The organism is Corynebacterium sp. HMSC05E07, from assembly GCF_001807225.1.
Taxonomy (GTDB): Bacteria; Actinomycetota; Actinomycetes; order Mycobacteriales; family Mycobacteriaceae; genus Corynebacterium; species Corynebacterium singulare.
On sequence record NZ_KV788209.1, the window covers coordinates 116,802 to 139,637 of the forward strand.

Annotated in this window: 21 protein-coding genes; 3 read left to right on the plus strand and 18 right to left on the minus strand. The window is 60.3% G+C overall.

Going from position 1 to position 22,836, the window contains the following annotated elements; translation table 11 throughout:
• The first annotated feature begins 137 nt into the window (after window positions 1-137).
• From zwf to pgl, 3 genes are read left to right on the plus strand one after another with little or no spacing between them, the layout of a single operon-like run.
• The gene (zwf, locus tag HMPREF3149_RS03025; RefSeq protein WP_042530752.1) at window positions 138-1,670 is read left to right on the plus strand and encodes a glucose-6-phosphate dehydrogenase; all 1,533 of its coding nucleotides are present in this window, start codon (window positions 138-140) and stop codon (window positions 1,668-1,670) included.
• A gap of 20 nt (window positions 1,671-1,690) precedes the next feature.
• Entirely contained in the window at window positions 1,691-2,629 is a 939-nt protein-coding gene (locus HMPREF3149_RS03030; RefSeq protein WP_070536503.1) for a glucose-6-phosphate dehydrogenase assembly protein OpcA, read from the plus strand.
• Window positions 2,630-2,673: 44 nt separating this feature from the next.
• Complete coding sequence (gene pgl, locus HMPREF3149_RS03035; RefSeq protein WP_042530748.1) at window positions 2,674-3,435, plus strand: 6-phosphogluconolactonase; 762 nt, start codon at window positions 2,674-2,676, stop codon at window positions 3,433-3,435.
• A 131-nt stretch (window positions 3,436-3,566) separates the two neighbouring features.
• On the opposite strand, the gene secG is transcribed toward pgl, so the two are convergent.
• From secG to HMPREF3149_RS03125, 18 genes are all read right to left on the minus strand, one after another.
• Window positions 3,567-3,800 carry a preprotein translocase subunit SecG gene (secG, locus tag HMPREF3149_RS03040; RefSeq protein WP_039675251.1) on the minus strand — a complete coding sequence of 78 codons (234 nt, stop codon included), beginning with the start codon at window positions 3,798-3,800 and terminating at the stop codon, window positions 3,567-3,569.
• 185 nt (window positions 3,801-3,985) lie between these two features.
• Window positions 3,986-4,765: a triose-phosphate isomerase gene (gene tpiA, locus HMPREF3149_RS03045; protein WP_070536505.1), complete on the minus strand. Its 780-nt coding sequence runs from the start codon at window positions 4,763-4,765 to the stop codon at window positions 3,986-3,988.
• Between the two features lie 37 nt (window positions 4,766-4,802).
• Window positions 4,803-6,020, minus strand: a complete 1,218-nt coding sequence (pgk, locus tag HMPREF3149_RS03050; protein WP_070536507.1) for a phosphoglycerate kinase — start codon at window positions 6,018-6,020, stop codon at window positions 4,803-4,805.
• 152 nt (window positions 6,021-6,172) lie between these two features.
• Window positions 6,173-7,180, minus strand: a complete 1,008-nt coding sequence (gene gap / locus HMPREF3149_RS03055; RefSeq protein ID WP_042530742.1) for a type I glyceraldehyde-3-phosphate dehydrogenase — start codon at window positions 7,178-7,180, stop codon at window positions 6,173-6,175.
• 398 nt (window positions 7,181-7,578) lie between these two features.
• Entirely contained in the window at window positions 7,579-8,568 is a 990-nt protein-coding gene (gene whiA, locus HMPREF3149_RS03060) for a DNA-binding protein WhiA (RefSeq protein WP_042530740.1), read from the minus strand.
• Between the two features lie 128 nt (window positions 8,569-8,696).
• A complete protein-coding gene (yvcK, locus tag HMPREF3149_RS03065) occupies window positions 8,697-9,662 on the minus strand; it encodes a gluconeogenesis factor YvcK family protein (RefSeq protein ID WP_070536509.1) in 966 nt (321 codons plus the stop codon).
• Window positions 9,663-9,727: 65 nt separating this feature from the next.
• Window positions 9,728-10,609: an RNase adapter RapZ gene (rapZ, locus tag HMPREF3149_RS03070; RefSeq protein ID WP_083280762.1), complete on the minus strand. Its 882-nt coding sequence runs from the start codon at window positions 10,607-10,609 to the stop codon at window positions 9,728-9,730.
• Between the two features lie 108 nt (window positions 10,610-10,717).
• A complete protein-coding gene (gene uvrC / locus HMPREF3149_RS03075; RefSeq protein ID WP_070536511.1) occupies window positions 10,718-12,772 on the minus strand; it encodes an excinuclease ABC subunit UvrC in 2,055 nt (684 codons plus the stop codon).
• Window positions 12,772-13,338, minus strand: coding sequence for a PH domain-containing protein (locus HMPREF3149_RS03080; RefSeq protein ID WP_042533231.1), 567 nt, complete (start codon window positions 13,336-13,338; stop codon window positions 12,772-12,774). Before HMPREF3149_RS03080 ends, uvrC begins: the two co-directional genes overlap by 1 nt.
• A 68-nt stretch (window positions 13,339-13,406) precedes the next feature.
• A complete protein-coding gene (gene ribH, locus HMPREF3149_RS03085; protein WP_070536513.1) occupies window positions 13,407-13,889 on the minus strand; it encodes a 6,7-dimethyl-8-ribityllumazine synthase in 483 nt (160 codons plus the stop codon).
• Between the two features lie 21 nt (window positions 13,890-13,910).
• Window positions 13,911-15,173 carry a bifunctional 3,4-dihydroxy-2-butanone-4-phosphate synthase/GTP cyclohydrolase II gene (locus HMPREF3149_RS03090; RefSeq protein WP_070536515.1) on the minus strand — a complete coding sequence of 421 codons (1,263 nt, stop codon included), beginning with the start codon at window positions 15,171-15,173 and terminating at the stop codon, window positions 13,911-13,913.
• Between the two features lie 11 nt (window positions 15,174-15,184).
• Entirely contained in the window at window positions 15,185-15,799 is a 615-nt protein-coding gene (locus HMPREF3149_RS03095; protein WP_070536517.1) for a riboflavin synthase, read from the minus strand.
• Between the two features lie 4 nt (window positions 15,800-15,803).
• On the minus strand, window positions 15,804-16,817 hold the full coding sequence (gene ribD / locus HMPREF3149_RS03100) for a bifunctional diaminohydroxyphosphoribosylaminopyrimidine deaminase/5-amino-6-(5-phosphoribosylamino)uracil reductase RibD (RefSeq protein WP_141741438.1): 1,014 nt from the start codon (window positions 16,815-16,817) through the stop codon (window positions 15,804-15,806).
• A gap of 11 nt (window positions 16,818-16,828) precedes the next feature.
• Window positions 16,829-17,506: a ribulose-phosphate 3-epimerase gene (rpe, locus tag HMPREF3149_RS03105; protein ID WP_070536519.1), complete on the minus strand. Its 678-nt coding sequence runs from the start codon at window positions 17,504-17,506 to the stop codon at window positions 16,829-16,831.
• A 28-nt stretch (window positions 17,507-17,534) separates the two neighbouring features.
• On the minus strand, window positions 17,535-19,127 hold the full coding sequence (locus tag HMPREF3149_RS03110; protein WP_070536521.1) for an RsmB/NOP family class I SAM-dependent RNA methyltransferase: 1,593 nt from the start codon (window positions 19,125-19,127) through the stop codon (window positions 17,535-17,537).
• Window positions 19,124-20,104 (minus strand): methionyl-tRNA formyltransferase, encoded by a 981-nt coding sequence (gene fmt / locus HMPREF3149_RS03115; RefSeq protein ID WP_070536523.1) that lies wholly within the window; start codon window positions 20,102-20,104, stop codon window positions 19,124-19,126. Before fmt ends, HMPREF3149_RS03110 begins: the two co-directional genes overlap by 4 nt.
• Before the next feature lie 35 nt (window positions 20,105-20,139).
• Entirely contained in the window at window positions 20,140-20,649 is a 510-nt protein-coding gene (gene def, locus HMPREF3149_RS03120) for a peptide deformylase (RefSeq protein ID WP_070536525.1), read from the minus strand.
• A gap of 149 nt (window positions 20,650-20,798) precedes the next feature.
• Window positions 20,799-22,832 carry a primosomal protein N' gene (locus HMPREF3149_RS03125; protein ID WP_070536527.1) on the minus strand — a complete coding sequence of 678 codons (2,034 nt, stop codon included), beginning with the start codon at window positions 22,830-22,832 and terminating at the stop codon, window positions 20,799-20,801.
• Window positions 22,833-22,836: the final 4 nt, after the last annotated feature.

Here is a 22,836-nt window from a genome sequence, read left to right on the forward strand (position 1 = left end):
GTTCAAATGGTAGAAGATTTCTTTAACACTTTTTAGTCACACACGCCCCACTAACGAACAGGCAACTATCGTTGGCGGGGCGCGTATCGCTATGCTGGGCTGTTGGACTAACCTCACACAGACCGAAAGGACACTTAGTGAGCACTACCAGCGCGTGGGTTAACCCGTTGCGCAATGCGAAGGACAAGCGCCTTCCGCGCATCGCCGGCCCCTCTGGCATGGTGATTTTCGGCGTGACCGGCGATTTGGCACGCAAGAAGCTCCTGCCGGCCATTTATGATTTGGCCAACCGTGGTCTGTTGCCGGCCGGCTTCACCCTCGTGGGCTATGGCCGTCGCGGCTGGGACAAACAAGCTTTCTGCAACTACGTCCGCGAGGCAGCCGAGGCGGGCGCCCGCACGACCTTCAACGAACGTGTCTGGGAGCACCTTGCCAAGGGCATCGAGTTTATTCAAGGCAACTTTGACGACGCCGGCTTCGATAAACTGTCAGCACGCCTTTCCGAGCTCAACACCTCTCGTGGTACCGGTGGTAACTGGGCGTATTATCTTTCCGTTCCGCCGGAATTCTTCTCCGATATCTGCCACCAACTGGAGCGAGTCGGCATGTCAAACAACACGGAGAGTTCCTGGCGCCGTGTCATCATTGAGAAACCGTTTGGCCACGATCAGGCTTCTGCCCGCGAGCTCAACGAGATTGTCAACGCCGTCTTCCCGGAGTCTTCGGTCTTCCGTATCGATCACTACCTAGGCAAGGAAACAGTGCAGAACATCATGGCGCTGCGCTTTGCCAACCAGATCTTCGAGCCGATGTGGAACGCACACTACATTGACCACGTTCAGATCACGATGGCTGAAGACATCGGCTTGGGCGGGCGCGCTGGCTACTACGACGGTATTGGTGCCGCTCGCGACGTTATCCAGAACCACCTTCTGCAACTGCTCGCCCTCGTCGCCATGGAGGAGCCGTCCTCCTTTGCCCCGGCAGCCCTCCAGGCAGAAAAGATCAAGGTTCTAGAGGCCACACAGGCGGTGCACCCGCTCAACAAAACGACGGCACGCGGCCAGTACGCGGCCGGTTGGCAGGGCTCGGAGTACGTTAAGGGGCTGCGTGAGGAAGAGGGCTTTGATCCTGAGTCCACGACGGAGACCTATGCTGCCTGCACCCTTAAGGTGAATTCCCGCCGGTGGGCGGGCGTTCCCTTCTATCTGCGCACCGGCAAGCGTTTGGGGCGCCGCGTGACAGAAATCGCCCTCGTGTTCAAGACTGCCCCACACCAGCCCTTTGACCAGGGGCAGGCCGAGGCTTTGGATCAGAACGCCGTGGTCATCCGCGTCCAGCCGGATGAAGGCGTGACCATGCGCTTTGGTTCCAAGGTGCCTGGTTCCACCATGGAGGTGCGCGACGTCAACATGGACTTCGCCTACGCCTCCGCGTTTACTGAGGAGTCTCCCGAGGCCTATGAGCGCCTCATCCTCGATGCCTTGCTGGATGAATCCTCCCTCTTCCCCACTAACCGCGAGGTTGAACTGTCCTGGTCCATCCTGGATCCCATCATCGAGTACTGGGCAGGAATTGGACAGCCCGAGCAGTACCGCGCTGGCACGTGGGGTCCCGAGTCCGCTGATAGAATGCTGCGCCGTCAGGGTCACTCCTGGCGCCGTCCGTAGGCCCACAGGAGGAACACCACATGATTATCCCCTTGCCCGAAACGACGACGCGCAAGATTTCCCAGAAGCTCGTGGAGATGCAGGAGCACTACACTCTGACCACGGGCCGCGTCCTTACCCTCATTGTCATGACGCAGGAGGGCGACGACCTGGACAACCTCTTGGTTTCCGTCCGCGATGCGTCTCATGAGCACCCATCCCGTGTGATCGTTATTGCCCGCGGTAATCCTGTGGACAAGACTCGCCTTGACGCTGAACTTCGCGTGGGTGGCGAGGCCGGTGCCTCCGAAATCGTGGTGATGCACCTGCATGGAGCATTGGCGGACCAAGCAGAGGCAGTCGTGACTCCCCTGCTGCTTCCTGATACCCCCATTGTGGCGTGGTGGCCCACGGCGTGCCCGCAATCCCCGGCATCGGTCCCCATTGGTGCGCTCGCTCAGCGTCGTATTACCAATGTGGCGCATGGCGATGGCGTCGATCAGTACGATCTCCACCTGCTGTCCTCGGGATATAAGCCGGGTGATTCCGACATGTCCTGGGGCGCCATCACGTTGTGGCGCGGCATTGTTGCGTCTGCGCTGGACCGTCACCCACATGAGCCTGTGCACTCTGTGGAGATTTCGGGTGCTCACAACCACGCCGCCGTGGATTTTGCCGCTGGCTGGCTTCTCGACGCCCTCTCCGTCCCCGTCCATCGCACAGTTGCGGAGTGCGATGAGAACACCTTCCCAATTACCTCCCTCGTCTTCCGCCGCCCCACTACAGATGTCGCTATCACCGTAGTGGATTCGGAAACCGTCAAGGTCAGCGTCCCGGGATCGCCAGAGTCGCTCGTGAGCCTGGATATTCGCTCGGAAGCCGAAGTCTTGTCTGAAGAACTGCGTCATCTCGACGCGGACAGGACATACGCCCGTACTCTCCGCGCATTGGCTAACGTGGACTACAGTGAGAAACACTAAGTCCCAGCACCTCTACACTTCTCTATAAAGGATCTTCCTGCACCATGGTTACTCTTCACCGCGTGAGCGATGTAGATGAGCTCATATCCTCCGCCGCACTCGCTTTCATCGATACGATTGCGGCCATCCAGACTCCGGGCGGCGGCCTGCACAAGGACGGCGTCGCCCGAGTAGTGCTTACCGGTGGAGGTGCGGGAATTGGGCTTCTGCGTGAGCTTGCGCGATTGGATCATGCTGCACAGAAGCAGGGCCCTGACTTCCCAGCGTTGACGGTGGATTGGACTCGCGTGCACGTGTTCTTCGGTGATGAGCGCAACGTACCCGTCAGTGATCCGGACTCCAACGAGGGGCAGGCCCGCGAGGCCCTGCTCGGTCCGGTCGGAGTCCCGGAACACAATATCCACGGCTATGACCTTGGCGCCATTTCCATGGAGCACGCAGCTCAAGCCTATGAGGGAGAAATTCGTGAGTTCGCCCCAGAAGGCTTTGACCTTCACCTTTTGGGGATGGGCGGCGAAGGCCATATCAACTCCATCTTCCCGCACGCTGAGGCCGTCTACGAGGACACTGACTTTGCCTTTGCGGTGCATGACTCCCCTAAACCCCCGTCGGAGCGTGTCACGCTCACCTACCCTGCCATCAACCGCTCCCAGCGCGTCTGGTTCCTGGTAGCCGGAGAAGAAAAGGCCGAGGCCGCTGCCCATCTTGTTGCCGGCGCCGCTGCTGAGGACTGGCCAGCGGCCGGTGCCCACGGCGTTGAGGAAACCGTTCTCTTCCTCGCCGACGACGCAGCTGAGAAACTCTAGCCCTCAGGAGCACTGGCAGTCTCTCACGGAGACTGCCAGAAATCAAAGAAACGCCGCGTCCTCCCTTCGACTAGGAAAGGGGCCGCGGCGTTCTTCTCTATCCCCGTAGCAGGTGTGCGGGAACCGTGCGTTTAGCTGTAAGCCTGCAGCAGGTTCAGCGCAACGATGCAGGCCAGCCAAATGATGACCATGACCACGGTGTAGCGGTCCAAGTTCTTCTCCACCACAGTGGAACCAGACAGGTTGGACTGCACACCGCCACCGAAGAGGCTGGACAGGCCGCCGCCCTTACCCTTGTGCAGCAGCACGAAGATAGACATGAGGATTGCGGCAATCACCAGGATGATTTCCAGTGCCAAGATCATGAAAAAGTTCCTTGTTTACACAGTTGTGACGTTTGTACAGGTTGCGCGGTATTCGGCGGCGCACTCGGGTGTGCCGAGGCGTCCAACCGGCGCAAGACATTCTTCGATGCTACACCATAAAGCGGGCCGGAAACCATTCCGACCCGCTTAGGGAGACTAAGCCACCAGTGCCTATGCCCTAGCGCTTAGGCCTCAGACGCAGCGTTGGCTGCCAGCTTCGCAAAATCCTCACCCTTCAGCGAGGCGCCGCCAACGAGACCGCCGTCTACGTCCGGCTTGCCCACGATCTCAGCTACGGAGTCAACCTTGACGGAACCGCCGTAGAGAATGCGAATGCCCTCTGCAACCTCGTCGCCGCCGAGCTCGCGCACGAGACCGCGAATAGCAGCGCAGACTTCCTGCGCGTCGTCGGCGGAGGCGACCTTACCGGTGCCGATCGCCCAGACCGGCTCATACGCGATGACGGTCTTGGCAAGGTCGTCAGCAGACAGGCCCTGCAGCGAGTTGCGGGTCTGGGTCACCACGTAATCAACGTGGGTGCCCTTCTCCCGAACGTCGAGTGGTTCACCGACGCAGACGATCGGACTAATTCCGTTAGCCAGCGCCGCAGCAGCCTTCTCTGCTACGAGCTTATCGGTCTCGCCGTGGTATTCGCGGCGCTCCGAGTGACCGACGACGGCCCACGAGCAGCCCAAAGCGGAGAGCATCTTGCCGGACACCTCGCCGGTGTAGGCGCCAGATTCGTGCTTGGAGATGTCCTGCGAGCCATAGGTGAACTTGAGACCGTCGCCGTCGACAAGCGTCTGCACGGTGCGGATATCCGTGAACGGGACCATGAAGGCCACGTCGACCTTCTCGTAGTAGTCCTGAGGCAGTGCGAAGGCGAACTTTTGAAGGGAGCCGATAGCTTCCTTGTGATCGAGGTTCATCTTCCAGTTACCAGCAATAAGCGGGGTACGTGCCATGATGTGCCTTTCTACAGGGGAACGTGGTGAGTGGTGATTAGGATTCGAGGACCTCGACGCCCGGCAGCTCCTTGCCTTCCAGGAACTCGAGGGAAGCGCCGCCACCGGTGGAGATGTGGGAGAATCCGTCCTCGTCCAAGCCGAGCAGGCGGACAGATGCAGCGGAATCGCCGCCACCGACGACGGTGAAGGAACCGTTGTTGGCGGTGGCATCGATGATGGACTGTGCAACACCAGCGGTGCCCTTGGAGAAGGCTTCCATTTCAAAGACGCCCATCGGTCCGTTCCAAAATACAGTCTTGGAGGTGGCGATGACCTCGTCGAATTTCTTGACAGACTCGGGGCCGATGTCGAGGGACATCCAGCCCTCCGGGATGCCGTCAAGAGCAACGACCTTGTTCTCGGCGTCTGCGTTGAACTCGGTGGCGGCAATGAGGTCGGCCGGCAGGACGATCTTGTCGCCGAAGCGCTCGAGGAGGTCCTTGCAGTTGTCGATCTGGTCTTCCTGCAGCAGGGAGTTCTGAACGTTGTAGCCCTGTGCTGCCAGCAGGGTGTAGCACATGCCGCCGCCGATGATGACCTTGTCGGCCTTGTCAGCCAGTGCTTCGATAACGCCGAGCTTGTCGGAGACCTTCGCGCCACCCAGGACCACGACATACGGGTGCTCCGGGTCCTTGGCTACGGACGCCAGGGTCTCCACTTCCTTCTGAACCAGCTTGCCGGCGTAGGCGGGAAGGCGCTTGGCGACGTCGTACACGGACGCCTGTGCGCGGTGGACAACACCGAAACCGTCGGACACAAAAGCGCCATTGTCGGCTGCTAGTGCGGCGAGCTCATCGGCGAAGGCGCCGCGCTCTGCCTCATCCTTGGAGGTCTCACGCGGATCGAAGCGCACGTTCTCCACGAGGAGGACATCGCCCTCATTAAGGCCGTTGGCTCGCTCGTGAGCGTCCTCACCACTGACGTCACCCGCAAGTGCAACGTACTGATCGAGAGCCTCAGAAAGGGCTTCAGCGACTGGTGCTAGGGAGTACTTCTCGTTCACCTCTCCCTTCGGGCGACCAAGGTGGGCAGTCAGAATGACCTTGGCACCGCCCTCGATGAGAGCCTTGATGGTGGGCAGGGATGCGGTAATTCGCCCGGAGTCGGTGATGTTGCCCTCGTCATCCAGAGGGACATTGAAGTCAGAGCGGACGAGGACGTGGCGGCCCTCGACGCCTTCTGCGAGCAGGTCATCCAAAGTCTTGAAAGCCATGGTGATTCTCCTTATGGAAAGTGATTGACTAACTAAAATCGTACGTATTTTTATGCGCTTAGGCGGGCTAATAGACGACAACCGGCCCAGCGCACGCCACGGAGGTTGAGGGCGTGGCGCATGGGCCGGTGTATCACAAGGTGCTTAAAGCTTTAGAGCTTGGAAGCAACCAGGGCGGTGGTGCGAACGAGCTGGTTGGTGTAGCCCCACTCGTTGTCGTACCAACCAAGAACCTTAACGAAGTTGCCGTTAGAGACCTTGGTCATGCCAGCATCGAAGATGCAGCCGTGCGGGTCGGTGATGATGTCGGTGGAGACGATCGGGTCCTCGGTGTAGCCCAGGGTCTCGCCGAACTCGCCGGTGGATGCTTCCTTGATGGCTGCGTTGATTTCTTCAACGGTGACGTCGCGGGAAGCCTGGAAGGTCAGGTCGGTAGCGGAACCGGTGATGGTCGGAACGCGCATTGCGTAGCCATCCAGCTTGCCTTCGAGCTCTGGGAGAACCAGGGAAACTGCCTTAGCAGCACCGGTGGAGGTCGGAACCATGTTGACGGCAGCGGCGCGGGCACGACGCAGGTCGCGGTGCGGAGCGTCCTGGATGCGCTGATCACCAGTGTAAGCGTGGATGGTGGTCATGAGGCCCTTCTCGATACCGAACTTCTCGTGGAGGACCTTTGCCATCGGCGCCAGGCAGTTGGTGGTGCAGGATGCGGCGGAGATGACGTTGTGGTTCTCAGCGTCATACTCGTCGGAATTCACGCCGTAGACGAAGGTGGCGTCAACGTTCTTACCCGGAGCGGAGATGATGACCTTCTTGGCACCGGCCTCGATGTGAGCCTTGGCTGCCTCGCCGTCGGTGAAGAAGCCGGTGGACTCGATAACGATATCTACGTTGTGCTCGCCCCAGTTCAGGTTCTTCGGGTCACGCTCGGCGGAAACAGCGATGCGGTGGCCGTCGACGGTGATGGACTCCTCGTCATGCTCGATCTCGCCGTTGAAGCGGCCGAGAACGGAATCGTACTTAAGCAGGTTGGCGAGGGTGGCGTTGTCGGTCAGGTCGTTGACAGCGACAACCTCAAGGTCATTGTTGCCCTGTGCTACTGCACGGAAGAAGTTGCGGCCGATGCGGCCAAAGCCGTTGATGCCTACGCGAATGGTCACTGTGATGTCTCCTCAAATAATCGAGTGAAGTTCTTCGTGGGGACTGCCGATAGGCGGCCACGCTCTCGTGACGTCGTCGTCGGTTTTCCCAACACGGTCGATAGTACCCACGGTTGTGGGCTCTCGCACTGCCTAGTCAGGGACACCTCATTCGTGACCGCGGCACAGCAAAAATCGGAGTACAGTTGTTGAGCGCCTTTGTTTAGTTCGAGGAAAACCACACCGCTACACCTGCGCCTATGCCCGTTCATGTGGGAATGTGTGGAATAGTTTTGGCACCGCGTGGGATATATCACCCAAGCGGAAATGAGCGAAGCCACCCAGACAACAATTCAGGGTGGCTACGTGGGGCGCCACAGAACGGATGCCCGAACGGGCGTTACGTAAGCGCGAGCCGCTTAATCGTCGTCGAAGAGATCCTCAGTCACGGACTGGGTCGTATCCGGAACGCCCAACTCCTTGGCTCGCTTATCTGCCATAGAGAGCAAACGGCGAATACGTCCAGCGACAGCATCTTTAGTCATAGGTGGGTCCGCTAGGCGGCCCAGCTCCTCCAATGAAGCTTCACGGTGCTGCACACGCAAACGGCCGGCATCAGCCAAATGCTCTGGTACATCGTCGCCCAAAATGACCATCGCGCGTTCCACGCGAGCAGCCGCAGTTACCGCAGCGCGTGCGGAACGACGCAAGTTGGCATCATCAAAATTATCTAGGCGGCGAGAGGTATCCTGCGCCTCGCGCTGGATACGCTTCTTTTCCCACGTAAGACGGGTTTCTTGGGCACCCATACGAGTCAGCAGTGCGCCGATTGCATCGCCATCACGAATCACCACGCGATCCGCACCGCGGGTTTCCTTGGTCTTTGCCGGTACTCCAAGACGGCGGGCACAGCCCACAAGGGCAAGGGCTGCTTCCTGGCACGGACAGGTCACCTCAAGAGCTGATGAACGGCCCGGTTCAGTGAGCGTTCCCTGCGCCAAGAAAGCGCCGCGCCACGCGGCTTCGTTATCCGCAATTGAGCCAGATATGACCTGGGGCGGAAGGCCTACTACTGGGTGCCCCGACCTCGTAATCAAGCCAAGGCGGCGGGTGAGCTCCTTGGCTCCCGTGGCAATACGCACCTGGATACGGTTCTTCTTCGACGACGATGCTGGGCCAGCCAAGTGCGTTGTAGCAGTGATCGAATAAAGCTCATCCAACGCAGTGACCAGACGGTCAGCTACCTTTTTTGATTCCAGCTCGACGTCATAGGTGACGCGTTCACCAGTGGCCTGTAGCTCGCCGGCAAACCTGAGAATGGCGGCAACTTCTGCCGCGCGGGCAGACTGCCGCGGTACGGATACCGCCGTAAGTTCCTCCTTGACCTGATCGGTCAATGACGCAGACACCTCGTGTCTCCCCTTTCGACTGTTGTTGCCGCCACGCGGCTATGAGTGTCCCATAGTTTAACGTGCGCGCCGAGTAGGCGTGCATGCCCGGGCTAGAACCCGCCTTTCACGCTGCACATCAGCGTCTTTTACTCGGCATCGCAGATGTGCTCGGCATAGAGCTCGTTGAAAACAGCCGCAAGCTTATCTGGGCAATGCTTGTTGAAAACCTGCCCGTCTTCGTTCACCTGACGCACATCCCGGAAGACTGCCGTCGCTCCGAGAACACTTGCCGCACGCTGAACAAAGACGCGCTCTGACTCATTTGGCAAACTTTCCTCGTCTACGATGACGCGGTCTACCCGGAGATTCGGGGCATGTTGTGCCAGCACGTGAAGATGCCGCTCTGCGGAGAAGCCCTGGGTCTCTCCTGGCTCCGAAGATAGGTTCAGCACGATTACTCGCAGCGCATCGGAAGAGGTGATGGCTTCAACGATATCTGGAACCAAAACGTGGGGCAGGACCGAGCTGAACCACGAACCAGGGCCCAGGGTGATCATGTCGGCGTCGTGAAGCGCCTGTAGCGTTTCTGGGTTGGCCTTAGGCCGCTCTGGGATAATACGCACGCGACGCACCTGCCCCACTGTCGAGGCAACGGCAACCTGGCCACGGACTGAGCGCATGATTCGGGGGTCGTCATCAAGCCCGGCAACATCAGCCTCGATATCGAGCGGCAAGTTCACTGACGGCAGCACGCGGCCGGCGGAATCAGTAAGGTTCGCGATGGCATCGAGAGCGTCCTGGAAATCACCCAAAACATCACTGAGGCCCGCAATGAGCAGATTGCCCACGGCATGCCCTGCCATAGCGCCATTGCCGCGAAAGCGGTGCTGCAAGGTCTTGGCCCATAGCTGGCCGTGCTCAGAATCACTTGACAGAGCAGCCAAGGCCATGCGGAGATCCCCTGGCGGGATGATTTCCAGCTCACGGCGCAAGCGGCCGGAGGAGCCGCCGTCATCAGCCACGGTGACGATAGCTGAAATTGCCTCCGCGCCCGTTCGGCGCGCCGCCAACAGGGTTTGATAAAGACCATGGCCGCCGCCCAGGCTAGCCATGTGAGATGGGGGTGTGGTCACGTACGTACCGGCTTTCAATTGTTAACTATGAGAGAGATCTGAATTTAATCCCGAGTGATGTCGCGGTGCAACGTGTTAACGTCGACATCCCCGCGCTCGCTTAAACGACGAGCAATTTCTTCAGTGACAGCGACGGAGCGATGGTGGCCGCCAGTGCAGCCGATGCCCACGGTGATGAAATTCTTGCCTTCGTGGCGGTAGCCCTTAAGCATCGAATCGAACATCTCAATGAAGTTTTCGATGAAGGGCTCTGCGGCTTCTTGTGACAGGACATAATCCGCCACTGGTTCATCCGTGCCACGGTAGCCGCGCAGCTCCGGAACCCAATAAGGGTTGGGCAGGAAACGCACGTCAACAACAACGTCAGCATCGCGCGGAGAACCGTGCTTGAAGCCGAAGGACTCCAACGTCACGTGCTGTCTCTCGTGGCCCATCTCGCCAAAGGAGGCCTCTATCGCGCGGCGCAAGTCATGAATAGACAGGTTCGTTGTATCGATAATAATGTCGGCGCGATCCCTGACTTCCTGGACGGCGACACGTTCACGCTGGATTCCAGCCTTAAGAGTCTCCCCCTCCTGAAGCGGGTGGGTTCGGCGCACCGAATCGAAACGGCGAATGAGAACATCATCGCGGGCATCGAGGAAGAGCAGCGTCGGCTTCATGTCTAGCTCGGCAAGCTCATCGAGGGTCTCTGGGAGAGAACCTGGGAACATGCGCGAACGAACATCCGTCACCGCGGCGATCTTGGTGACCGGAGAATCCGGACGGGCGCAGAGTTTGAGCAGGTCAACAATGGCCTTCGGGGGAATGTTGTGAGCCACGTAGTAGCCCTTATCCTCCAGCACCTTGGCGGCCGAAGTCAGGCCTCCGCCAGACATGCCGGTGACCAAAATGGGCGGGGAATCAAACAACGTCATGGCCTCTATTCTTACCACCTACACTGAAAGTTCGGTGAGAAAACGACAACGATCCCGTGACGGGGTGAAACTTCATTCCGACATGCGGCGCAGCCCCATCTGTGCAGTCCCGCAATCTTAGGTTTGTTGCAAATTGTCAAAGACCGTCTGCGCCAGCTTCGGACCAAAGCCCTTGACCTCAGCAATGTCCTCCACACTGGCCTCCTTGAGTTTTTTGACGGAGCCAAAGTGTTTCACCAAATCGGTGCGGCGTTGCGGACCAAGTCCAGGTACGGCATCTAGCACAGACGTCCGCATGCGCTTAGAGCGCTGCTGGCGGTGATACGTAATGGCCACGCGGTGTGCCTCATCACGCAGGTGCTGAAGAAGAAACAACGCTTGGGAGTTACGCGGGAGAATGACTGGCTCATCGTCGCCGGGTACCCAAATTTCTTCAAGGCGCTTGGCAAGGCCTATGAGGGTGACGTCAACAATGCCGAGCTCATCAAAGACCTCTTGGGCCGCAGCCACCTGAGGTGCCCCGCCGTCGACGATAAAAAGTTGCGGAGGATAAGAGCTGCGCTTCGTAGTGCTGGCCGCTTCCTCCCGCACGAGCTCCTCCGCGAAGGTGGTGTTTTCCAGTTCTTCATCGGGCACGGCGCGTTTGTCGTCGTGGTGATGCTTGAACCGGCGCCGCGTGACCTCCGCGATGGAGGCCACGTCATTGGAGTGGCCGTCCCCGGCAGCCTCCTTGATTCGGTAGCGCCGGTAGTCCGACTTGCGTGGCAAGCCGTCTTCAAAGACTACGAGGGAAGCCACCACATCGGTGCCTTGGATGTGCGAAATATCCGTACATTCGATGCGCAGTGGTGCCGAATCCATGCCCAGGGCTTCCTGCAGCTCCTGCAAAGCAGCCGAGCGCGCCGTCAGGTCACCCACGCGCTTGAGTTTGTGCTGACGCAACTGCTCTTTCGCATTGCGCTCCACAGTCTCCATGAGCGCGCGTTTATCGCCGCGTTGCGGCACGCGCAGGTCTACCTGTGCGCCGCGAAGCTCCTCCAGAACTATCTTGACTTGATCGGCTTCCTCGGGTGGCATTTGGACCAGAATTTCGCGCGGGATGGCATTGCCTCGATGAATGTCGGTGTGAGACTCCTGGTCCACTCCCCTGCGCTCTAGTTTGGCGTCTTCGGCGGCTTCTTGGCGCTGCCTCTCGACGGCGTCAGAATAGAACTGCATGAGGAAGTTCTGGATCAACGCCGGCAGGCCCGGATCCGGTTCGCCTTCCTGCCGTGGTTCTGCCGTGGCCTGGTCACCGGAGCGCTCCACCACCCAGCCGCGCTGGCCGCGGATGCGGCCGGACCGGACATGGAAGATCTGAACTGCGGCTTCCAACTCATCGGAGCTGAAAGCGATGAGGTCAGCGTCAGTTCCATCAGAGAGCACCACTGCCTGCTGCTCCATGAGCTTGTCAATGGCCCCCAAGTCATCGCGCAAGCGAGCCGCGAGCTCGAATTCGAGGTTCTCGGAAGCCTCTTCCATTTCCTTGGTGAGACGCTTGCGCACTGGCGCGGTGTTGCCGTTCATAAAGCTGATGAGCTGATTGACCGTCTCACGGTGTTCCTCGGGGCTTACGCGCCCGATACACGGCGCGTCACATTTTCCGATGTAGCCCAACAGGCAAGGCCTGCCCAAGCGCTCATGGCGGTTGTACACGCCCTTCGCGCACGTTCGCATGGGAAACACCCGAGTCAGTAAGTCGAGGGACTCTCGCACGGCCCAGGCATGCGAGTAAGGCCCAAAATAACGCACTCCTTTGCGCCGCGGGCCACGATAGAAGAAAGCGCGTGGAATGGTCTCCCCAACGGACACCGCGAGCATGGGGTAGGTCTTGTCGTCGCGGTACATGACGTTGAAGCGCGGATCGAAGCGCTTAATCCACGTGTACTCCAACTGCAGCGCTTCGACCTCGCTGGCTACTACGGTCCACTCCACCGAGGCTGCCGTGAGCACCATTTGTCGGGTGCGGGGATGCAGCTGCGTGATGTCTTGGAAATAGTTAGACAGGCGTGCGCGCAGGTTCTTTGCCTTGCCCACATAGACAACGCGGCGATTCTCGTCCCTGAACTTGTATACGCCCGGATCAGTGGGGATGCTCCCCGGCGCCGGGCGATAGGTGGTGGGATCAGCCACTAGTCGTCCTGCGGCATGTAGCGGGCTTCAAGGTCACGGAAGGAACGCACCTTGGGGATGACGTCCTCCTTGTCCCCGGACTGCAGCGCCCACACGGGGACATATTCAAAATCTGGCAGCTCGATGCGCGCCATGCGGGAACCTTCTGGGAAGGACAATCCGTAGATGACCTGCCACGGGTAGAAGCGGGTGCCGACGATGTTGCGGACCTCAACGCCATCGGAGTTGGCACGCAAGCGCGGGCGGGTCAGCGCAATCCAGGACAGGATCGAAATCACCACGCCCACGCCGGGGAACGCGAACTTATCGATGGTGGTGACCGTAGCACCGGTGAACGACAGACCGACGGTGAATCCCATGAAGAGGTGGGCAGCCATGACGAGGATAATCCAGATGATGGCGACCTTGCGCAGGAACGGCGAGCGGGCCTCATATTCCCACGGCTTGGTGGACGTCATGGCGAAGGGATCGGCACTGGTGTACGCCATCACTTGCTCGTCGCTGATCCCTGGGCGAACAGCACTCGCCTGCTGTTCCTTGTCCGAGGGAACCTGTGAGTCCGTCATCGAGACCTCCATCTCCTCCATACTCCCCACCACACGGTGTGGACCGCGTCGCGTGGGCTGTGTGCAACCTACTGCGCGTTCGACCCGTTCAGTGTACGCAACGTGTGCACTGTTTCTAAAGCTGCGTGCATAGATTCCGCGCCCTTGTCTTCAGCGGAGTTCTCAAAGCCAGCGCGATCCACGGCTTGGTCATACTCGTTCACGGTGAGAACACCATTTCCTACTGGTGTTGACTCGTCCAACGCGATGCGCGTCAAACCTTGCGTTACCGAGTCACACACATAGTCAAAGTGCGGGGTTCCACCACGAACAACACAGCCTAAAGCGACAACGGCGTCGTGCGTCCGTGCGGCGGCCTGCACCACGACGGGAAGCTCTAGTGCGCCGACTACGCGCACGGCGGTGACCTCCGCATCGGCCTCCTCAGCAGTCTCTATGGCACGACGATGCAGCTGATCGCAGATCTCCTCGTTCCACGTCGCCGTGACCACGGCCACGCGCAGTCCTTCGCCGGAGACGTTCTTCGGGGTCGGCAGGCCTTCTTTGCTCATTGTGTGCTCCTTCGTGAAGTGTTAAGAGTGCTTTTTATCCCACTCTGCCACCTGAGGCAGATCATGGCCCATACGGTCGCGCTTGGTGCGCAGGTAAGCAATGTTCTCCGCCGTAGCCGGGGTTGCCAAGGCGGTACGCGCGGAGGCATCAATGCCAAAGCCCTGCAGGCCCTCGCCTTTGTGAGGGTTGTTGGTAAGCAAGTTGACGGACTTAACTCCGATGTCCCGCAGAATCTGGCCGGCGACGGAATATTCACGGGCATCCTCCGGCAGGCCCTGCTCCACATTTGCGTCAACGGTATCCATGCCGCCATCCTGCAGGCTGTAGGCCTTGAGCTTGTTCACCAGACCAATGCCACGGCCTTCCTGACCCCGCAGGTAGATAACGATTCCGCGCCCAGCTTCCTGCACTGCGCGGAGAGATTCCTGAAGCTGCGGACCACAGTCACAGCGCTGGGAGCCGAAGACATCTCCGGTAAGACACTCGGAATGAACACGCACGGGTACGTCCTTAGCACCGGCGTAATCATCAACCTCACCCACGACGAGGGCAATGTGCTCGCGCTTGTCGACGCCACTCTGGTAACCCAGCGCCTTGAACACACCATGCTCAGTGGGCAGGCGAGTCTCTACCTGGCGAGTCACCTGCTGCTCATTGTGGCGGCGCCACTCAATGAGCTGCTCGATGGAGATCATCGTCAGACCATGCTTATCCGCAAAACGGCGCAGCTCCGGGGAACGAGCCATATCGGTCGGATCCTCTTCAGAGACGATCTCACACAGCACTCCTGCCGGGCGTAGGCCCGCCAGACGAGCAAGGTCGATAGCGGCCTCGGTGTGGCCGTCACGCTCAAGTACGCCGTGGGGGCGAGCAGCGAGGGGAACGACGTGACCGGGGCGAGTGAAATCAGTAGGTGCTGACGACGGATCCGCCAACGCGCGGATGGTGTCGCAGCGCGAGGTGGCAGAAATTCCGGTGGAGCCGTTAGCCAGGTCCACCGTCACGGTGTAGGCCGTGTGGCGAACATCCTGGTTGACGGCCATCATGGGTGGAAGGTTCAGGCGCTCACAATCATCGGGCAACAGCGGTGCACAAATGTAGCCGGAGCTGTAGCGCACCATGAAGGCAACGAGCTCAGGCGTGGCCAATTCTGCGGCGAAGATGAGGTCACCCTCGTTTTCGCGGTCCTCGTTGTCCACGACGACAACCGCTTTGCCAGCCGCAACATCGGCGATGGCTTGGTCGACGCTATCTAAAGTGAAGGTGGAATCTGCGGCGCTCATAGGAAATAACTCTATCCCTCCGCCGCGTACGCGGTGACGTTAGGGTGAACCATCTTCTCCACATACTTTGCTACAACGTCTACCTCGAGGTTTACCCGTGAACCAGGCTCCAAGGAACCGAAGATGGTATCGCGCAAAGTAGTCGGAATCAGAGAGACCTCAAAGAAATCCTCCCCCACGGCAGAAACCGTCAATGAGGTGCCCTGAACCGCAATTGAGCCCTTCTCCACCACGTAGTGCGCTAGTTCCTGAGGCAGGCTAAAGCGCAGCACGTCCCAGTTGTCAGAAGGCGTGCGCGACAGTAGCTCTCCGGTGCCATCCACATGTCCTTGGACGATGTGCCCACCGAGCCGTGTCGTCGGAAGCACCGCGCGCTCTAGGTTCACTGCAGAACCTACTTCCAGCCCACCAACCGAACTGCGGTTGAGGGATTCCTGCATAACGTCAGCGATAAAGGTGCCTTCGCCCAGCTCGGACACGGTCAGGCACACACCGTTAACAGCGATGGAGTCACCAAGCGCAGCATCCCCGAGAACGGTGGTCGCCGCTATACCAAGCCGCACGGCATCGCCCTGCTTCTCCACGCTATCGACACGACCAATCTCTTCAACAAGTCCCGTAAACACTGTGTCATTGTCCTTTCTTCCGGTATTCAACAAGCAGATCATCGCCCAGTTCCATCACGGCCGTACGCTGCCAGCGCGGTGCTGTGGCCAGCGTCGATGCCGCCGCACGGGCGAGAACCCCGGTGCCCTCACCGAGAATGACGTTGCCGAGGTAGGCCTGCACGGCATCCACGCAGCCCATTTCCAGCATGCTGATGGCAAGGCCTGCCCCGCCTTCGACAAGGACGTCGCGCGCACCACTCGAATAGAGCTCCGCCAGTGCCTCCTCGGGGGTGGCGTACTGCTCGAAGCCTAGGCTTCCAAGGTTGTCCGCGCCGTGCTGAAGCACGTCCCTCGACCCCACCACCACTCGCCGCGGCTGTGTTTCACGCAGCGAGCCGTCTGGAAAACGAGCGGTGAGCGAGGGGTTATCCGCTAGTGCGGTGCCAGTGCCTATGAGAATGGCATCGCGCCGGGCGCGATCCTCGTGAACATACTCGCGAGCCCGCTCGCCTGTGATCCACTGGCTCGTGCCATCGACGGCGGCTGTGAAACCGTCGAGGCTCTGGGCGAACTTCAGGGTCACGTGAGGACGTCCCAGGGATGCGGCAGTCAGCCAGGGGATGAGCACATCCTGCGGCCCAGAAGGAGCATCAAGTTGTCTGGCAGTGACCCCCGACCGCGCGAGAGTGGTTGCTCCTCCCCCTGCTTGAGGGGTTGGGTCTGAGTGGAGGTAGTAGACGGCACTAACGGAGGCGTCGACAAGCGCCTGAGCACAGGGCCCCGTACGACCAGTGTGGTTGCAGGGCTCCAGGGTCACCACCGCGGTGCCACCCCGGGCTTTGTCCCCCGCGTCTGCCAAAGCCATGACCTCCGCATGCGGCCCACCCGGTGGCTGAGTGTGGCCCACGCCTACGACCTGACCGGCCGCATCGAGGATGACCGCACCGACGGGCGGGTTGGGGCTCGTCGTACCACGCGCCTGTGCGCCGGCCTCCATGGCGAGGCGCAGCGCATGCTGGATTGCTGGTGAGAGCATTCCTGATACGATCACAGCGTTGCTAGACGGCGTAGCTCGTCAACGGCAGCGGCCTTATCGTCCTGCTTATAAATGGCCGAACCTGCCACAAATGCATCGCAGCCGGCTTCGGCGGATTCCCGAATGGTCTCGGCAGATATGCCGCCATCGATTTCGATGAGCACATCCAAGCCACGCTCATCGATTGTTTGGCGCAGCGTCCGGACCTTGTCCAGTTGCTCTGGCATGAAGCTTTGGCCACCAAATCCAGGTTCAACGGACATGACAAGAACCTCATCAAAGTGCTCAAGCGTGTCCAACCACGGCTCGATCGGGGTGCCCGGCTTTATGGAGAAACCCGCGCGCACGCCCATGTTTCGAATCCTGTGGGCCAAAGCCACGGCAGCGTCCTTGTCCGCTACGGCTTCGACGTGGAAGATGATGCAATCAGCACCCGCCTTGGCGTATGTTTCTACCCATTTCTCGGGTTCTTCAATCATGAGATGCACGTCGAGAGTCTGGGGGGTGATGCCGTCTACGGTGGCGGTAATGTCCGGGCCGAACGACAGATTGGGAACGAAGTGACCATCCATGATGTCAACGTGAATCCAGTCCGCGTTGGCTACTGCACGGACTTCATCACCGAGCTGAGTGAAGTCAGCGGCCAAAATGGACGGAGCAATGATGGGACCAGACTTTTCTGCAGACATGTCACACAGCCTAGTCCCTTCACTCCTCCTAGTCCGCTACTCGGCGAAGGACAGCGAAAAACATTGCATCCGTGCCATGACGGTGCGGCCACAGCTGGGCAGACAGCTCGGAGCCAATATTGCCCACCGTCGGCAGCATGTCGCGGGCGTCGAGTTCCTCAATGTGGATCTCCGCCTCGCCACCGTGCTCAGCGAGTGCGGCATCGACGATCTCGCGGGTTTCGCGCAGGTCTGGCGAACACGTGGAGTACACCACCACGCCGCCAGGGCGCACGAGTTTCAGAGCGGACTCAAGCAGCTCTGTCTGCAGGCGGGTGAGTTCAGCAAAGTCGGACTCAGACTTGCGCCACCGTGCCTCGGGACGTCGGCGCAAGGCTCCGAGCCCGGAACAGGGGGCGTCGACAAGAATGCGGTCATACCCCGCTTCCAGTCCGGGAGTGCGCCCGTCGGCGGTGTGCACACGAACAGGCAAATCACCCACCGTCTTCTCCACGAGTTTCGCACGATGCGGTGAAACCTCCACGGCGTCAACGGTGGCGCTCTCGATACGGGCAATGGCGCCCATGAGCGCCGCCTTCCCACCGGGGCCCGCGCACAAGTCGAGCCAGCGGCCAGTGTCCTCGCCACTGAGCGGAGCTTCAGTTACCGCACGGGCAATGAGCTGTGATCCTTCATCTTGAACCGCAGCCATGCCCTGGCGTACGGGCTCCAGCGCACCCGGATCGCCCTGCTCAAGGTAGACCGCATAGGGCGAATACCGGCCTTCCTCGCAGCCGGTCATCAGAGCCAGCTCCTCCGCAGTAATCTCACCAGGACGTGCCACAAGGTGAACGATCGGACGCTGCGAGTCTGCCTCAAGTGCTTGCTCTAGCTCGTCAGTATTCCCCAGGGCGCGTGCAAAGGATCGCGCAATCCACTCCGGATGTGCGTGGCGGAAAGCCACCGCTGGAAGCTCACCCACTGGGGTGAGCTTATCGAACCACACCTGCGCTGGGGTACGCGTAATGGTGCGCATGATGCCGTTAGCAAACCCCTTAGCCTTCTCCTGCCCCGCTGCCTCGACAAGGCGCACAGTGGTATCGACGGCAGCGTGCGCTTCCACGCGAGTATACAACACCTGGTAGGTTCCCAAGCGCAGAGCGGTCAACACCTCCGGGGCCATGGCCTCAAGGCCGCGGGACGCGCACTCAGAAATGACCGCATCGAGTACCCCTTCGGTACGCAGGGTGCCGTAGGTCAGCTCAGTGGCGAACGCAGCGTCCCGCCCACTGATCTTGTTAGCGCTCAAGGCCCTCGGCAGCGTGAGGTTGGCAAAGGCATCATCAGCATCGACGCGACGGAGCACGTCAAAGGCCACCGCGCGTGGCATATCCACTCCGCATCGGCGAGCCGACTGAATCAGTGAATCCGCCTGGGAATGGCGCGTGTCACGGCCTTCACCGCGTGGCCTACTTCCAGCATGTGCGCGCTGGCTGCGCCCACCTTTCGGCCGGCCACCGGACTTGCCGGAGCGCTGTCCACGCGAGTGCTGGGCACCGCGCTGGCCTGTGTTTCCTCGCTCTTTCTTGCCGCGGTCAGCGGGATCCCCAGACTTGCTTCGGGATCTGAATCCTCCGCTCATGAAAAGATCACCTCATCCTTGCCATCCTGAGCCATCTTGCTGCTGAGGCCCCTGCCCCAGTCGGCGGCGTTCATCATCTTCTTACCGGGCGGTTGAATCTGGCCCAAACGAACCGGACTGCTGCCGGTCCCCACGAAGACATCCTTCTTGGTCACGCGAACTTCACCGGGGCGAAGAGCGCTACTGGCGGAATCATTCTCTTCCGAGAACTGAGGTGCCGCCGTCACCGGACCAACCTTGAGACGGGATTCGCCCAGTAGTGTCCATGCGCCAGGGCCTGGGGTATGCGCACGGATGTGGCGATCAATGACGTCGGCAGGCGCCGCCCAGTCGATGCGGGCGTCCTCCGTAGCAATTTTGTGCGCGTAGGTGGCCTCCCCCTGCTGCGGCTTCGGGGTGATGCTGCCGTCCTCGAGACCATCCATCGTGCGCACGAGCAAGTCCGCGCCGGAATAAGCTAAGCGCGTAAGGAGATCATCAGCAGTATCGGTAGGCTGGATGGATTCTTCCACAGTGGCAAGAATGTCACCAGTGTCGAGGCCCTTGTCAATGCGGAACGTCGTGGCTCCTGTTTCCTCATCACCCGCAGCGATGGATGCCTGGACTGGGGCTGCACCTCGCCACGCCGGAAGTAGAGAAAAGTGCAGGTTCACCCAGCCGTGCGTGGGCACGTCGAGGAGATCCTCAGTAATGAGGTTGCCATAGGCCACCACTGGAATGGCTTCTGGAGAAAGCTCCGCCAAGCGTGCACGCAGCACATCGCCGTCCTCGGTGCCGGCCTTGAGAGTGGTCGGGGTGAGCACCTCTATGCCGTGCTCTTCGGCCAAGGCCTTAACTGGACTGGGATGCAGACTGCGGCCACGTCCACGGCGGGCATCCGGACGGGTAATAACGGCAGCCACCTCGTGGCGCGAGGCAATGAGCTTCTCCAGCGCCACCACGGCAGGTTCAGGGGTTCCGGCGAAAACGATACGCACAGTAGGTCGTGTCTCTTTCTTGGTTAGGTATGGATCTAAGCGTTAAACCAATCCGCTTCGCGGATGGTCTTCATGGATTCTTTACGCAGGTCATCACCCAGGCGCTGCAGAAAGAGTACGCCGTCGAGGTGATCGGTTTCGTGCTGTATACAGCGAGCCATCAACCCAGACGCCACCATGGCGATCGGGTGGCCTGCTGTATCGACGCCGCGTACCCGCACGGTGTTGAAGCGCTCGGTCGGCTGCGAGATACCCGGGATGGACAGGCAGCCTTCGGTGCCCAGCTGCGTCTCCTCCCCAATGGCCTCCCACTCCGGGTTCACTATGGCGCCGCGCAGACCATCCTGGTAGTGGGTGCAATCGAAGACGAAGATACGCTTGGTCAAGCCAATCTGGTTGGCCGCCAGTCCGACTCCACCGGCATCCTCCATGGTCTCTAGCATGTCCTGTGCTAGGCGTTCCAAGGACGGGCCAAAGTCGGTGATCTCATCGGCACGGGTGTTGAGGACGGGATCGCCATACAGGCGAACCTCGCGCACGGTCATGGTGAGTACTCCTCTTCGTTGGGGCGTTACAGACCGACAATAGTTCACGAGGCTCCGCGCTTGCCGACGAGGCCCCCTCACCCCGTCTGCATCCTGCCCTATTCACCCCGCCAGCCCCATCCCGCGCTGACTCCGACAGCATCAGCCAGTTAGCCGATGTTGATGGGATCGACCGCAATACGCAAGGGCAACACATCTTTGCGCGCGCTGCGTACCGCATTAGCCTTTCGCAAGGCTGTGCCGAGCTCCGCACGCGGTCCTAAAGGTGTGCGCACGAGCAGGCGCTGCGGCTCACCTCCCCTCTCCCGGTCATAGTCGCCCGGAAGGCTGACGCCGGGTGGGAGCGGTACAGGTCCCAGAAGCTCCGCGTGTTCTGGAAGCTCAGCAAGCTCAAGAAAGGCATCAAGGGAGGCATCGGCGCCATCGATGGCTGCCATATGAACAGCTGGCGGGAAACGTACTTCACGGCGGGCCTGCAACTCCGCGGCGGCGGCGCCTACCATGTCCCAACGTGCGAAGAAACCGACCAAAGCCAGCTGTTCATCGGCGGCAACGATAACTACGCCACCATCCTGTGCGGGCTTGACGCGTGTTGCTGCTGCCGCCCATGTGGCGAGGGTGTCTTCCGTGGCGCGAAGATCCTGTCGGCCCAAGAGCGCTCCGGTCTCGACAAGAAGGGCCGCTCCATAGCGCCCGCCTTCCTCGATGCGTGGCTCCGCGCCGGGGGTGGCTATGACGAGCGCGGGTTCCTGAGCTATTTCGTCGATGACCTTGGAACCGCCCGACTGGATAACTCGCGTCTGCGGGAAGGCGCGGCCCATCTCTTCCGCGGTGCGCTCAGAGCCCAAGACGATGGCTCGAAGTCGCGGTGAACCGCAGTCAGAGCAACGGTAATGTGTATCCACACGCCCACACCAGCGACAGGTGGGCAAAGCAGCGGACTGGGTGTCGCGACCACCAGCGGACGGCAGGCCCAACGGCCCATTGCAGTGTCGGCAGCGCGCCGGGGAGGAACAGTTCCCACACGCCAGAATCGGCGCATACCCCTTGCGCGGAACCTGTAGCAGCACTGGTTCGCCACGCTCCAAAGCAGCGCGTGTTGCCTGGAAGGCGGGCCCGGACACAGAGGTCGTTCCGCCCTGCATGTGCCTAGTGAGGTTCACTCCGAAGCGGCCTACCGGCACGATGTCGGGGCAGGAGGCTGCCACTGACTCCTCAGTCGGGAGAAGATCGTGCGCCCACCCAGACTCAACCAGCAACTGGGCTTCCGCTGTACGCGAATGCCCGGCGAGAATGAGGCTGCAGCTTTCTTGAGCCGAGCGAGTGCTGAGAACCTCGCGGGCATGGACATAGGGTTTGAGATTGTCAACAAGGTTGTCGTCGCCATCGTTAAGGATGACGGCCAGCTGAAGGTCCTTGACCGGAGCAAATGCGGCCGAACGTGTGCCAATAACGATCCGGGATTGGCCTGTTAGTGCGGACAGGTAACGCCGATAACGCGCCTGAGGGCCAGTACTATGGGCCAACACCGTGATCTGCTTGGCGGACACATACTGACGGAAGGCCGCTTCCAAGCAGTCAAGATCACGCTGATCAGGTACGACGAGGAGCACTCCCCCGCCAGTGAGCGCCACGCTCGTTCCCAAGGCAGCCAGGGCATCGGCCCAGTCCGCGCCGGGCGCGATTTGCCAGGCAGCGCGGGCAATTTTGCCTTCCAGTACCGAATCGACGAAGGACTCGCCATGAACATAGTGCGACCACGCCGACAAATCAGGATGCTCGGTGGTACCAAGTTCCTCCCACGGAGTCTCGAGATCTGCTTCTTCTGCTTTGGCATGGCGGGAAGGAATCGCGGTGCGGATAATGTCGGAGCGAACTCCGCCATAGCGCGCGGCTAATGACTCCACCAGGTCAGACATGGCCGGCGTATACACCGCAAAAGGTGAGATTACGCGGTCGATGTAGCGTAGCGATCCATCGAACTCTGAGTCACTGCCGCGGGCGAGGAGGATGGCGTCGACAAGCCGGCCATTGAACCTAATCCTCACCCGAACACCTGGCTGAGCAACCTCCGAATCGGCCTCATCAATGAGGTAGTCAAAGGATCTATCCAGGTGTGCAACCCCTAATAAGGGCAACACCCGCGCGACCGGTTGATGGGCGGCGGGTGTCTTCTTGGGCATAGCG

What these genes read in the sequence shown, in the direction of transcription:
- ribD (WP_141741438.1), bottom strand. Translation starts at nt 16,817, where the DNA reads ATGCTCTCACCAGCAATCCAGCATGCGCTGCGCCTCGCCATGGAGGCC.
- HMPREF3149_RS03090 (WP_070536515.1), bottom strand. Translation starts at nt 15,173, where the DNA reads ATGAGCGCCGCAGATTCCACCTTCACTTTAGATAGCGTCGACCAAGCC.
- HMPREF3149_RS03080 (WP_042533231.1), bottom strand. Translation starts at nt 13,338, where the DNA reads ATGACGGACTCACAGGTTCCCTCGGACAAGGAACAGCAGGCGAGTGCT.
- yvcK (WP_070536509.1), bottom strand. Translation starts at nt 9,662, where the DNA reads ATGGCTAGCCTGGGCGGCGGCCATGGTCTTTATCAAACCCTGTTGGCG.
- rpe (WP_070536519.1), bottom strand. Translation starts at nt 17,506, where the DNA reads ATGTCTGCAGAAAAGTCTGGTCCCATCATTGCTCCGTCCATTTTGGCC.
- ribH (WP_070536513.1), bottom strand. Translation starts at nt 13,889, where the DNA reads ATGAGCAAAGAAGGCCTGCCGACCCCGAAGAACGTCTCCGGCGAAGGA.
- HMPREF3149_RS03125 (WP_070536527.1), bottom strand. Translation starts at nt 22,832, where the DNA reads ATGCCCAAGAAGACACCCGCCGCCCATCAACCGGTCGCGCGGGTGTTG.
- def (WP_070536525.1), bottom strand. Translation starts at nt 20,649, where the DNA reads ATGACCGTGCGCGAGGTTCGCCTGTATGGCGATCCCGTCCTCAACACC.
- tpiA (WP_070536505.1), bottom strand. Translation starts at nt 4,765, where the DNA reads ATGGCACGTACCCCGCTTATTGCTGGTAACTGGAAGATGAACCTCGAT.
- secG (WP_039675251.1), bottom strand. Translation starts at nt 3,800, where the DNA reads ATGATCTTGGCACTGGAAATCATCCTGGTGATTGCCGCAATCCTCATG.
- pgk (WP_070536507.1), bottom strand. Translation starts at nt 6,020, where the DNA reads ATGGCTTTCAAGACTTTGGATGACCTGCTCGCAGAAGGCGTCGAGGGC.
- HMPREF3149_RS03110 (WP_070536521.1), bottom strand. Translation starts at nt 19,127, where the DNA reads ATGAGCGGAGGATTCAGATCCCGAAGCAAGTCTGGGGATCCCGCTGAC.
- HMPREF3149_RS03030 (WP_070536503.1), top strand. Translation starts at nt 1,691, where the DNA reads ATGATTATCCCCTTGCCCGAAACGACGACGCGCAAGATTTCCCAGAAG.
- pgl (WP_042530748.1), top strand. Translation starts at nt 2,674, where the DNA reads ATGGTTACTCTTCACCGCGTGAGCGATGTAGATGAGCTCATATCCTCC.